Annotated in this window: 11 protein-coding genes and 1 tRNA gene; 9 read left to right on the top strand and 3 right to left on the bottom strand. The window is 71.3% G+C overall.

Going from position 1 to position 12,294, the window contains the following annotated elements:
* Positions 1-155 precede the first annotated feature (155 nt).
* From QUY26_RS23505 to QUY26_RS23475, 7 genes are all read left to right on the top strand, one after another.
* Positions 156-1,013 (top strand): hypothetical protein, encoded by an 858-nt coding sequence (locus QUY26_RS23505; RefSeq protein WP_289949858.1) that lies wholly within the window; start codon positions 156-158, stop codon positions 1,011-1,013.
* Positions 1,014-1,042: 29 nt separating this feature from the next.
* A tRNA-Gln gene (locus tag QUY26_RS23500) sits at positions 1,043-1,114 on the top strand.
* Between the two features lie 117 nt (positions 1,115-1,231).
* Positions 1,232-2,689, top strand: coding sequence for a bifunctional UDP-N-acetylglucosamine diphosphorylase/glucosamine-1-phosphate N-acetyltransferase GlmU (gene glmU / locus QUY26_RS23495; RefSeq protein WP_289949857.1), 1,458 nt, complete (start codon positions 1,232-1,234; stop codon positions 2,687-2,689).
* Between the two features lie 126 nt (positions 2,690-2,815).
* Positions 2,816-3,802 (top strand): ribose-phosphate diphosphokinase, encoded by a 987-nt coding sequence (locus tag QUY26_RS23490; RefSeq protein ID WP_289949855.1) that lies wholly within the window; start codon positions 2,816-2,818, stop codon positions 3,800-3,802.
* A gap of 223 nt (positions 3,803-4,025) precedes the next feature.
* Positions 4,026-4,616 (top strand): 50S ribosomal protein L25/general stress protein Ctc, encoded by a 591-nt coding sequence (locus QUY26_RS23485; protein WP_289949854.1) that lies wholly within the window; start codon positions 4,026-4,028, stop codon positions 4,614-4,616.
* An 88-nt stretch (positions 4,617-4,704) separates the two neighbouring features.
* Positions 4,705-5,301 carry an aminoacyl-tRNA hydrolase gene (pth, locus tag QUY26_RS23480; RefSeq protein ID WP_289949851.1) on the top strand — a complete coding sequence of 199 codons (597 nt, stop codon included), beginning with the start codon at positions 4,705-4,707 and terminating at the stop codon, positions 5,299-5,301.
* A 64-nt stretch (positions 5,302-5,365) separates the two neighbouring features.
* A complete protein-coding gene (locus tag QUY26_RS23475; protein ID WP_289949850.1) occupies positions 5,366-5,821 on the top strand; it encodes a hypothetical protein in 456 nt (151 codons plus the stop codon).
* A 108-nt stretch (positions 5,822-5,929) separates the two neighbouring features.
* Here QUY26_RS23475 and ppc read toward each other — a convergent pair whose 3' ends face one another.
* Positions 5,930-8,698, bottom strand: coding sequence for a phosphoenolpyruvate carboxylase (gene ppc / locus QUY26_RS23470; RefSeq protein ID WP_436840388.1), 2,769 nt, complete (start codon positions 8,696-8,698; stop codon positions 5,930-5,932).
* 369 nt (positions 8,699-9,067) lie between these two features.
* On the opposite strand from ppc, the gene QUY26_RS23465 reads away from it, so the two are divergent.
* Complete coding sequence (locus QUY26_RS23465; RefSeq protein ID WP_289949848.1) at positions 9,068-10,099, top strand: acyl-CoA desaturase; 1,032 nt, start codon at positions 9,068-9,070, stop codon at positions 10,097-10,099.
* Positions 10,096-10,815 carry a TetR/AcrR family transcriptional regulator gene (locus QUY26_RS23460; RefSeq protein ID WP_436840387.1) on the top strand — a complete coding sequence of 240 codons (720 nt, stop codon included), beginning with the start codon at positions 10,096-10,098 and terminating at the stop codon, positions 10,813-10,815. Before QUY26_RS23465 ends, QUY26_RS23460 begins: the two co-directional genes overlap by 4 nt.
* 126 nt (positions 10,816-10,941) lie before the next feature.
* Here the strand turns inward: QUY26_RS23460 and QUY26_RS23455 are convergent, their stop codons facing one another.
* Together QUY26_RS23455 and QUY26_RS23450 are read right to left on the bottom strand one after the other, a co-directional pair.
* Complete coding sequence (locus QUY26_RS23455) at positions 10,942-11,319, bottom strand: VOC family protein (RefSeq protein ID WP_289949847.1); 378 nt, start codon at positions 11,317-11,319, stop codon at positions 10,942-10,944.
* A complete protein-coding gene (locus QUY26_RS23450) occupies positions 11,319-12,158 on the bottom strand; it encodes a trans-aconitate 2-methyltransferase (RefSeq protein ID WP_289949846.1) in 840 nt (279 codons plus the stop codon). Before QUY26_RS23450 ends, QUY26_RS23455 begins: the two co-directional genes overlap by 1 nt.
* Between the last annotated feature and the right edge of the window lie 136 nt (positions 12,159-12,294).

Raw genomic sequence — 12,294 nt, 5'->3', positions numbered from 1 at the left:
TCCCGGGCAGGGCGGGGCAGGATCCGGTAGCGGGCGATGCCCCGCGCCAGTACCGGGCGATGCCCCGCGCCAGCGAAACCCCCCAGTAACCCTCGAACAGTTGAATCGCCCTAATTTCCGAGCCGGACGTCCGCATTCCGGACGAAGGTGATCGCATGACCGAGATCACCGGCAAGTACGCCGACTTCGAGGACCTGCGGGCGCGGGCGGTCGCCCTGCGGCGCGAGGGACGCAGCCTGCGCCAGATCCGCGACGAACTGAAGGTCTTCAACAACGACCTCCTGCACCGCCTGGTCCAGGGAGAGCCCCCGCCGGAGTGGACGCGGCGGCCGAACGCGAAGGACGAGCTGCGGGCGAGGGCGCGGGAGCTGCGGCTGCAAGGGTTCACGTACGACCAGATCGAGGTGGAGCTGGGCTGCTCGAGGAGTTCGGTCTCCCTGTGGGTCCGTGACCTGCCGAGGCCGCAGCGACGGGACCCCTCGGAGCAGGCCAGGCTGGCGGCCCGAAAGCGGTGGGAGCACGAGTCCGCGGTACGGGACGAGGAGCGACGGCGGACGAAGGAGGCGGCCCGGCAGGAGGTGGGCCCCATGTCGGACCGCGAGCTGTTCCTCCTGGGAGTGGGCCTCTACTGGGCCGAAGGCGGCAAGGACAAGCCGTACGACCGACGGGAGAGCGTCGCTTTCGTCAACAGCGACCCCGGCATGATCAAGGTCTTCCTGCGCTGGCTCGGCTTGCTGGAAGTGGAGCGGGAGCGGCTGCGGTTCTGCGTGATGATCCACGAGACCGCCGACGTGCCGGAAGCCGAGCGCTACTGGGCCGATCTCGTCGGCGCGGACGCCTCCGCCTTCAACAAGACGACGGTCAAGAAGCACAACCCGAAGACCGTCCGAAAGAACGTGGGCGACGCCTATCGCGGCTGCCTGGTGATCAAAGTCCGGCAGAGCGCCGACTTGTACCGTCGCATCGAGGGCGCCTGGTGCGGCATAGTGGAGGCCGCCACCTCAACGGACTGACCTTTTGTCCGCTTTGAAGGCATTAACCATCCCCTGTGGTGTAATCGGCAACACGGGTCACTTTGGATGATTTGTTCCAGGTTCGAGTCCTGGCAGGGGAGCTTCAAGGTTCGGGTCCTGACCGTCAAGGTCGGGACCCGCCCTCATTTCCGCCCCACTACGCCCCGGTATCCTGCGGATGTCCACTCCCCAAGCATCCGAAGCCGAAGGGCACCCCTGTGAGCGCCAATCGCCCGGCAGCCGTCGTCGTCCTCGCAGCGGGTGAGGGCACCCGTATGAAGTCGGCCACGCCGAAGGTCCTGCACGAGATCTGCGGCCGTTCCCTCGTCGGGCACGTGCTCGCCGCCGCCCGCGAGCTGTCCCCCGAGCGCCTGGTCGCCGTCGTGGGGCACGAGAGCGAGCGCGTGATCGCGCACTTGGCCGGGATCGACCCCGAGGTGCGCACCGCCTTCCAGGCCCAGCAGAACGGCACGGGCCACGCCGTCCGGATGGGCCTTGAGGAGCTGGGCGGCAGCGTCGACGGCACGGTCGTCGTGGTCTGCGGCGACACCCCGCTGCTCACCGGCGCGACGCTCACGAGCCTGGCCGCCACGCACCGCGCCGACGGCAACGCCGTCACCGTCCTGACCGCCGAGGTGCCCGACGCGACGGGCTACGGCCGCATCGTGCGCGACGGCGTCTCCGGCGCCGTGACCGCGATCGTCGAGCACAAGGACGCGACCGACTCGCAGCGCGCCATCCGCGAGATCAACTCGGGTGTCTTCGCCTTCGACGGACAGCTGCTCGCGGACGCCCTCGGCAAGGTCCGCACGGACAACAGCCAGGGTGAGGAGTACCTGACGGACGTCCTCGGCATCCTGCGCGAGGCCGGGCACCGTGTCGGCGCCTGTGTCGCCGGGGACCACCGCGAGATCGCGGGCATCAACAACCGCGTCCAACTCTCCGACGCCCGCCGGGTCCTGAACGACCGGCTGCTCACGGCGGCGATGCTCGCGGGCGTCACCGTCGTCGACCCGGCGTCGACGTGGATCGACGCGAGCGTCACCTTCGAGCGCGACGCCCTGGTGCACCCGGGCACCCAGCTCCAGGGCGCCACGCACCTGGGCGAGGGCTGCGAGGTCGGCCCCAACACCCGCCTGAAGGACACCACGGTGGGGGCGGGCGCCCGCGTCGACAACACCGTCGCGGACGGCGCCGAGGTGGGCGAGCGGGCGAGCGTCGGTCCGTTCGCGTACCTGCGGCCCGGCACCCGGCTCGGCGTGAAGGCCAAGGCGGGTACGTACGTGGAGATGAAGAACGCCACGATCGGCGAGGGCACCAAGGTCCCGCACCTGAGCTACGTGGGCGACGCGACGATCGGCGAGTACTCCAACATCGGCGCCGCGAGCGTGTTCGTGAACTACGACGGCGAGGCCAAGCACCACACGACGGTGGGGTCGCACTGCAAGACGGGTTCGGACAACATGTTTGTGGCTCCTGTCACGATTGGCGACGGTGCCTACACCGCCGCGGGCTCCGTGATCACGAAGGACGTACCGGCCGGTTCGCTGGCCGTCGCCCGTGGCCAGCAACGGAATATCGAGGGCTGGGTGGCCCGCAAGCGTCCGGGAAGCGCGGCGGCCCGGGCCGCCGAAGCCGCCGCCCTGACCTCCGAGACCCCGGTCGGCGAAAGCTGACCGGAAACAGGTGCGCCTGACACCGCGTACCGTGATAGGTGCACGAAACCTTGATAGGTGCATGAAATCGGCTGGTTCGCGCGAGTACACCTCGCGGCCAGGGAACACGTCTGAGGAGACTGTGCTGTGAGCGGGATCAAGACGACCGGCGAGAAGAAGCTGATGTTCTTCTCCGGCCGCGCCCACCCCGAACTGGCCGAGGAGGTCGCACACCAGCTGGGCATCGGCGTCGTGCCGACCAAGGCCTTCGACTTCGCCAACGGCGAGATCTACGTGCGCTACCAGGAGTCGGCGCGCGGCGCGGACTGCTTCCTGATCCAGAGCCACACGGCTCCGATCAATAAGTGGATCATGGAACAGCTGATCATGATCGATGCCCTGAAGCGCGCCTCCGCGCGCAGCATCACCGTGATCGTGCCGTTCTACGGCTACGCCCGCCAGGACAAGAAGCACCGCGGCCGCGAGCCCATCTCGGCCCGCCTGGTCGCGGACCTCCTGCAGGCCGCCGGCGCCGACCGCATCGTCTCGGTCGACCTGCACACCGACCAGATCGTCGGCTTCTTCGACGGCCCCGTCGACCACCTCTTCGCCCTGCCGATCCTCGCGGACTACGTGGGCGCGAAGGTCGACAAGGACAAGCTCACGGTCGTCTCCCCGGACGCCGGCCGCGTGCGCGTCGCCGACCGCTGGTGCGACCGCCTGGGCGCCCCGCTGGCGATCGTGCACAAGCGCCGTGACAAGGACGTGGCCAACCAGGTCACCGTGCACGAGGTCGTCGGCAACGTCGAGGGCCGCGTCTGTGTCCTCGTCGACGACATGATCGACACCGGTGGCACGATCTGCGCCGCCGCCGACGCGCTGTTCGCGCACGGCGCCGAGGACGTCATCGTGACGGCCACGCACGGCGTGCTCTCCGGCCCGGCCGCGGACCGCCTGAAGAACTCCAAGGTCAGCGAGTTCGTGTTCACCAACACGCTGCCGACGCCGAACGAGCTGGAGCTCGACAAGATCACGGTGCTCTCGATCGCCCCGACGATCGCCAACGCCGTCCGGGAGATCTTCGAGGACGGCTCGGTGACCAGCCTCTTCGAGGAGCAGAGCGGCCCCGCGTAAGGCGCTCCGCCGCGGCCGCTCCGGGCCTCCCCGGGCGTCCCGCAAGATCCTTTTGGGTGCGGCCTCCCTCACCGAGTAGACTGTCGAAGTTGCTCGGCGAGGGAGGCCGCACTCGCGTTTTCACGAACGCAGCTGCGGCGGTCCGTTATCGACGCGCTCTTCGTAGCAGGCCAGTCGTGGCCGGGTGACCACGTCAGTTCACCTTTTCTACGAGGAGTGCACCATGTCTGAGGTCAAGCTCAGCGCCGAGGTCCGTACCGAGTTCGGCAAGGGCGCCGCCCGCCGCATCCGCCGCGAGGACAAGGTCCCCGGCGTCCTGTACGGCCACGGCACCGACCCGGTCCACATCACCCTGCCCGGCCACGACCTGCTCCTGGCCCTGCGCACCTCCAACGTCCTGATCTCCCTGGACATCGAGGGCAAGACCGAGCTGGCCATCCCGAAGGCGGTGCAGCGCGACGTCCTGCGTCAGGGCATCCTCAAGCACGTCGACCTGCTCCTCGTGAAGCGCGGCGAGAAGGTCAACGTCGAGATCCCCGTCGTCGCCGAGGGCGACCTGGCCCCGGGCGCCAACCTCCTGGAGCACGTCCTCAACGCGCTTCCGGTCGAGGCCGAGGCCACCCACATCCCCGAGTCCCTGAGCGTCTCCATCGCGGGTCTGGAGGCCGGTGCCTCCGTCCTCGCCAAGGACATCACGCTGCCCTCCGGCGTCTCCCTGGCCGTCGAGGACGACACCGTCGTCCTGCAGATCCTGGCCGCGCAGGCCGAGGAGGCCCCGGCCGAGGCCGCGGGCGACGAGGCCGCCGAGGCCTGATCCTCGACGCGGCAGTACCGACCGCCGCTCAGCGCCCTGGCGCTGGGCGGCGGTTGCGCTATGAAGGTGCCATGAAGGAGACACACGGATGACGACGGACCCCAGCGCCCCCTGGCTGATCGTGGGGCTCGGCAACCCCGGCCCCGGCTACGCCATGAACCGCCACAACGTCGGCTTCATGGTCGCCGACCTGCTCGCCGACCGGATCGGCGGCAGCTTCAAGCGGGCCGCCAAGGCGCAGGCGCACGTCCTGGAGGGCCGGATCGGCCCGATGGGCCCCGGCAGCCGTCGCGTCGTCCTCGCCAAGCCCGCCTCGTACATGAACCTCTCGGGCGGTCCGGTCACCGCCCTGCGCGACTTCTACAAGGTGCCCACGGCGAACATCGTCGCCGTGCACGACGAACTCGACATCGACTACGGCGTGCTGCGCCTGAAGCTGGGCGGCGGCGACAACGGCCACAACGGTCTGAAGTCGATGACGAAGGCGATGGGCTCCGACTACCACCGGGTGCGCTTCGGTATCGGCCGCCCGCCGGGCCGGATGCAGGTCGCCGACTTCGTCCTCAAGGACTTCTCCAGCACGGAGCGCAAGGAGCTGGACTACTTCGTGGACCGGGCCGCGGACGCCGTGGAGTGCCTGGTGTCCGAGGGCCTGGAGCGGGCGCAGAGCGCGTACAACTCCTGACGTACGGGACGTTCGCGCCGTCGCCTGTTGACGCAGCGTGCTCCCCTCCCCAAGGATCGCCGCCATGCCCGCTTACGTACTGCGGGGCGCGGCGGGGCTCGTCGCGGCCCTGATCCTGATCGCCGGCGTCTGGGCGTCGTGGGGGACGGCGCGGTATGTGATGGTGCCCGACGACGGGCGGGAGCGGGGCATGCTGTCCGTCGCGCGCTGCGGCGGGGACGAGTGCACCGGCCCCTACGCCCCCGCGTCCGGGAGCAGGGCGCGCGACCGCGTCGTCATCGACGAGTCGGTCGCGGCCCGCGAGGGCGAGCGCATCCCGGTCGTGGTCAAGCCCGACTCGGACGAGGCCGTCCGCAGCGGCGGCCCGGGCTTCCTGCACGCGTGGCTGCCGCTGGGCGGCGCGCTGCTCCTCGCCGCGGTGGTGGTGGCCGGGGGGTTGCGGCTGAACCGGACGGCGGGTGTCCTGGCGCTCGCCGGGGGCGTCCAACTGTCGGCGGCGTTCGCGGCGTTGAGCCTCTGACTGTCGGCGGCGTTCGCGGCGTTGAGCCTCTGAGGCACCGGCCTGCCGACCCGCGAGGGCCCCTCACCCGCGTGGGTGAGGGGCCCTCGTGCACATCAAGGCGCGGCGTCAGCCGGTGTTGCGCAGCCCCGCCGCGACCCCGTTGACCGTGAGGAGCAGCGCCCGCGCGAGCAGCGGGTCGGCCTCGTCGCCCGCGGCCACCGCGTCCCGCTGCCGCTTGAGCAGCGCGACCTGGAGGTAGGAGATCGGGTCCAGGTAGGCGTCGCGGATCGAGAAGGTCTGCTGGAGCACCGGGTTGGAGTCGAGGAGGCGCTCGCCGCCGGTGACGCGCAGGACCTCGGCGACGGTGAGCGCGTGCTCGGCCTCGATGGTCTCGAAGACGTGCTGCAGCTCGCTCGGCACCAGCGTGTCCACGTAGTGCCGGGCGATGCGCAGGTCGGTCTTGGCGAGCGTCATCTCCACGTTGGAGAGGAAGTTCCGGAAGAAGTGCCAGTGCTCGTGCATCTCGTCGAGGACGGTGTCGAGACCCGCCTCGCGCAGCGCCTTCAGGCCGGAGCCCACGCCGAACCAGCCGGGCACGATCTGCCGCGACTGGGTCCAGCCGAACACCCACGGGATGGCGCGCAGGCCGTCGAGCGAGACGCCCGAGCCGGGGCGGCGCGAGGGCCGGGAGCCCAGGTGCAGGTCGGCGAGCTGGTCGACCGGCGTGGAGGCGAGGAAGTAGGTCGGCAGGTCCGGGTCCTCGACCAGCTTGCGGTACGCGGCGTGCGCGGCGTCGGACACGACGTCCATCGCGGCGTCCCAGCGGGCCAGGGCCTCGTCGGACTGGCGGGGCGCGGTGTGCAGGGCGGAGGCCTGGAGGGTGGCGGCGACCGTGAGTTCCAGGTTCTCCCTGGCGAGGGACGGCACCAGGTACTTGTCGGAGATGACCTCGCCCTGCTCGGTCACCTTGATCTCGCCCTCCAGGGTGCCCCAGGGCTGGGCGAGGATCGCGTCGTGCGAGGGGCCGCCGCCGCGGCCGACGGTGCCGCCGCGGCCGTGGAAGAGCCGGAGGCGCACGCCGTAGCGGTGGGCGACGTCGCGCAGGCGGCGCTGGGCGCGGTGGATCTCCCACTGCGAGGTGGTGATGCCGCCGAACTTGGAGGAGTCGGAGTAGCCGAGCATGACCTCCTGGACGTCGCCGCGCAGCGCGACGAGCCGCCGGTAGGAGGGGTCGGCCAGCATCTCGTCCAGGATGACGTCGGCGGCGCGCAGTTCGTCCGTGGTCTCCAGGAGCGGCACGATGCCGATCTTCGCCCAGCCCGCGTGCAGGTCGATCAGGCCGGCCTCGCGGGCGAGGACGGTGGCGGCGAACACGTCGTCGGCGCCCTGGCACATGGAGATGATGTACGACTCGATGACCTCCGGCCCGAACACGTCCAGGGCCTTCTTGACCGTGCCGAACACGCCGAGCGTCTTCTCGCCGGCCGCGTCGAGGGGGGCGGGCGAGGGCGCGAGCGGACGGCGCGAGCGCAGTTCCTTGGCGAGCAGCTTCTGGCGGTACTCGCGCGGCATGTCGGCGTAGCGCCAGGACTCCTCGCCGAGCCGGTCGAAGAGCTGGCCGAGGGCGTGGTGGTGGGCGTCGGCGTGCTCGCGCACGTCCATCGTGGCGAGCTGCAGGCCGAAGGCGGCGAGGGTGCGGATCGTGCGGTTCATGCGGCCGTCGGAGAACAGGCCGCCCTTGTGGGCGCGCAGCGACGTCTGGATGAGCGTGAGGTCGTGCAGCAGCTCGGCGGTGCCCAGGTAGTCGCGGCCCGGCTCGTGCGCGGTGCCCTTGGCCAGGCGCTGCTTGGTGTTCTCCAGCTTCTGCCGGACGCAGGTGGCCTTGAGGCGGTAGGGCTCCTCGGCGTTGAGGCGCTTGTAGCGGGGGCTGATCTCCGGGAGACGCTCCAGGTCGCACTGGAGGGAGTCGAGCAGTTCCTCGGTGGCGCCGGTGTAGCGGATGGAGTTGGAGAGGAAGCCGCGCAGCTCGTCGATCAGCTCCAGGGCGTCGTTGATGCCGTGCTCGTGCTGGAGGATCAGGACTTCCCAGGTGACGTCGGGCGTCACGTTCGGGTTGCCGTCGCGGTCGCCGCCGATCCAGGTGCCGAAGGTCAGCGGGCGGGTCTCGCTCGGCAGCTGCACGCCGACGCGCTCCAGCTCGGCGGTCAGGTCCTCCAGGACGTCGCCGACGGCGCCCGCGTGCAGCTCGTCCAGGTAGTAGATGGCGTTGCGGGCCTCGTCGGCGGGCTCGGGGCGGACCACGCGCAGCTCGTCGGTCTGCCAGACGAGGTCGATGTTCTCGGCCAGACGGGTGTCGTGGCGGCGCCGGTCGGACTCGATGACCGGGGTCTCCAGGAGCTCGGCGATCCGGCGCAGCTTGTTCAGGACGGAGCGGCGGGCGGCCTCCGTGGGGTGCGCGGTGAAGACCGGGCGCACGTTCAGGTGCTCGACGGTCTGGCGCAGGTGCTCGGGGTCGGCGTCCTTGAGGCGGTCCGCGGTGCGGGCGAGCAGGCCGCCCTCGGCGGCGCGGCGGGCGCGCAGCTCACGGCCGCGGTGCACCTGCTCGGTGACGTTGGCGAGGTGGAAGTAGGTGGAGAAGGCGCGCACGAGCTTGGCGGCGGTCTCCAGTTCGGTGCCGCCGAGGAGCCGCGCGGCGGCCTCGCCGTCCTCGCGGGTCAGGCGGCGGACCTTCTCCACCAGGTCGAGGAGTTCGGGCCCCTCCTGGCGGACGAGGGTCTCGCCGAGGAGGTCGCCGAGGCGACGGATGTCGGCGCGCAGCTCGCTGTTGGCCCCGGCCGAGGTGGACGTGGTGCTCGCGGTGGCCGTGGTAGCGGTCTGGTCGTCGGCACTGCTCACAGGTGCGGCTCCTTGCGGTGAAGCCCGCCGTTTTCCGGCCGGAGAACGGGGGTGGGCACGTCTGGGAGGGGTCCCGGCCGTGGAACCGGGGGAGATACAGAGCGGACCGCGCTGTCCGACCGATCCAAGGATAGGTGTCGATGGGTCTTGGCAGACTCGCGGCCTCTTGCCGTGATGCCGCGCACTGCGATACTTACGAGGCCGTAACCTACGGCTCCGTAGCCTCGCGTATGAGCGGCCCCGCCCATGGGCACCCGCCCGTCCGGTGCCTTCCCGCCCGGCGCGTGTCGACACCTGCGAATTCCGTATCCCAGCGCTCCGCATCGCCAGATGCCGGCAGTCACCCTCGACCCCCCAGGGGAAGCCTTTATGACCACGAGCCCCGACGTCATCGCCGAATCGAAGGGGGCGCCGTCGAGCGCCCCGCCCCCGTCCGCGACCCTGGGCGGTGAACAGAAGCGGTCCGCGGAGCAGCTCGCGCTGCTCCTGTTCATCACCGTCCCGTTCCTGGCCCTGGTGGCGGCGGTCCCGCTGGCCTGGGGCTGGGGGGTGAGCTGGCTGGATCTCGGCCTGCTCGTGTTCATGTACTACCTGGGCTGCCACGGCATCACCATCGGCTTCCACCGCTACTTCACGCACGGCTCCTTCAAGGCCAAGCGGCCGCTGCGGATCGCGCTCGCGGTGGCCGGTTCGATGGCGGTGGAGGGCCCCGTCGTCCGCTGGGTGGCCGACCACCGCAAACACCACAAGTACTCCGACGCGGAGGGCGACCCGCACTCGCCGTGGCGCTTCGGCGAGACGGTCCCGGCCCTGATGAAGGGCCTGTGGTGGGCGCACATCGGCTGGCTGTTCGACGAGGAGCAGACGTCGCAGGAGAAGTACGCGCCCGACCTGATCAAGGACCCGGCGATCCGGGCCGTCTCGCGCCAGTTCGTCCTGTGGACCGTGGTGTCGCTCGCGCTGCCGCCGCTGGTGGGCGGTCTGGTCACGATGTCCTGGTGGGGCGCGTTCACGGCCTTCTTCTGGGGCTCACTCGTCCGGGTGGCGCTGCTTCACCACGTGACGTGGTCGATCAACTCGATCTGCCACGCGGTGGGCAAGCGTCCCTTCAAGTCCCGCGACCGCTCCGGCAACGTGTGGTGGCTCGCGGTCCTGTCCTGCGGCGAGTCCTGGCACAACCTGCACCACGCCGACCCGACGAGCGCGCGCCACGGCGTGATGCGCGGCCAGCTCGACTCGTCCGCGCGGCTCATCCGCTGGTTCGAACAGCTCGGCTGGGCGTACGACGTGCGGTGGCCCACCAAGACCCGGATCGACGCCCGCCGCAAGGCTCCCGACGGGGCGGACGGGGCGGGTGCGATTCCCGCCCCTGGCAAGCCCCAGGCCGCAGACGCGGCATGATGGACCACGTGGCGACCGACCCAAGCAATCCGAGTACGACGCGCTCCACGCGGGCCCCGCAGGGCTCCGCGGGTTCGAACAGCGACAAGCCCCGGCGCGTCCGCCGGACCCGGATGACCGGCGCCGAGCGCCGTGAGCAGCTGCTGGACATCGGCCGCACCCTGTTCGCCGCCAAGGGCTTCGAAGGCACGTCGGTGGAGGAGATCGCGGCGAAGGCCGGTGTCTCCAAGCCCGTCGTCTACGAACACTTCGGCGGCAAGGAAGGGCTGTACGCGGTCGTGGTGGACCGTGAGATGCGCCAGCTCCTCGGCATGGTCACCGGCTCCCTCACCGCCGGGCACCCCCGCGAGCTCTGCGAGCAGGCCGCCTTCGCCCTCCTCGACTACATCGAGGAGTACACCGACGGCTTCCGCATCCTCGTCCGGGACTCCCCCATCCCCCAGTCGACCGGCTCCTTCGCCTCCCTCATCTCCGACATCGCCACGCAGGTCGAGGACATCCTCGGCCAGGAGTTCAAGACCCGCGGCTTCGACCCGAAGCTCGCCCCGCTCTACGCCCAGGCCCTGGTCGGCAGCGTGGCCCTCACCGGCCAGTGGTGGCTGGACGTCCGCAAGCCCAAGAAGGCGGAGGTGGCGGCCCACCTGGTCAACCTGGCCTGGCACGGCCTGGACGGCCTGGAGCCGAAGCCGCGCCTGATAGGCCATCGCAAGTCCTGACGTCACACCGTCGGGGGCGGTGCCCCGTGTACCCGGGGGGGGCGCCCGGCGCGACTGTCTCGTACTCGCGCGCGACCCGGTGGACCATCCACCGCGCCGCGCGCGGCGGCGGGGTTGCCGGGCGGGTCAGGCGGGGGGAGCCGCGGGGTACGGCTCCAGGAACTCCAGGCGGTTGCCGACCGGGTCCTCGGAGTAGAAGCGCCGGTGGCCGGGGAGAAGGTCGTCCCAGGTGACGGGCGCCCCCAGGGCGGCGAGCCGGGCCGCGTAGGCCTCGATGCCGGTGACGCGGAGTCCGGGGTGCGCCTTGCGGGCGGGCCGGAAGCCGGCCTCGACCCCGAGGTGCAGCCGGACGGCCCCCGCCTCGAACCAGCACCCGCCACGCCCCGCGAGCCCGCCCGGCTTCGGCACCTCGGTCATGCCGAGCACGTCCACGTAGAAGCCGCGCAGCGCCCCCTCGCTGCCGGGCGGGGCGGCGAGCTGCACATGGTCGACGGCGGCGAGCATCAGACCGCACCCCCCGCGCGGGCCACCGCGAAGAGCCGCCGGAAGGGGAAGACGGTCCCGTGCGCCCCGGCCGGATAGGCCTCGCGCAGCAGGTCGCGGTACTCACCGAGGAAGGCGTCCCGCGCGGCCGGGTCGTCGGCGAGTGCGGTGAGGACGGGCCGCAGGCCGGTCCCCTTGACCCAGTCGAGGACGGGGTCGTCGCCGCCGAGCAGGTGCTGGTACGTGCTCTCCCAGACGTCGGCCGCGCAGCCGAGCCCGGTGAGGAGCTCCAGATAGGCGGTGGGCGGGAGCACGGCGTCGGCGTGCCGCAGCACTCCGCCGAGCCGCTCCCGCCACCGCCCGCTCGCGCAGAGTTCCCTCATCAGGGTGTGGCTCGGCGCCCCGAAGTTGGCGGGCATCTGGACGGCGAGCACCCCGCCGGGCCGCAGCGCGGCCACCCAGTCGGGGAAGCGGTCGGCGTGCCCCGGCACCCACTGGAGGGTCGCGTTCGACAGGATCAGGTCGTACGTCCGAGGGGCGGGCGTCCACGCCCCGGCGTCGGCGGACGCGAACTCCAGGCGGCCGCCGCCCGCCGTGGGCCCGGCGAGGGCCGCGGCCTGCCGGAGCATCTGCGGGGAGTTGTCGAAGCCGGTGACGTGGGCGTCGGGCCAGCGCTCGGCGAGCAGGACGGTGACGTTGCCGGGCCCGCAGCCGAGGTCGGCGATGCGGGGCGGGCGCCCTTCGGGGCCCGCGGGGAGCGGGGCCACCCGGGCGAGGAGGTCGTGGAAGGGGCGGGCGCGGTGCCCGGAGTGGCGCAGGTACTGGTCGGGGTCCCAGGTGGGCGACGCGGTGGGCGGCATGGGCTGCTCCTCTGCGACGGGAGGCGAGGGAGAGTGCGGGGGTCACGACGGCGGGGTGGCCCACGGCCGACGTCGCCGTGAACGCGTACCGAACCGGTTGCCCCATCCTGACTCCCCAAGTATCTTGACGTCAAGA

It is taken from the genome of Streptomyces flavofungini (assembly GCF_030388665.1).
GTDB lineage: Bacteria > Actinomycetota > Actinomycetes > Streptomycetales > Streptomycetaceae > Streptomyces > Streptomyces flavofungini_A.
The sequence above is the reverse complement of the archived record's forward strand: the minus strand, read 5'-3'. Positions and strand labels throughout refer to the sequence as shown.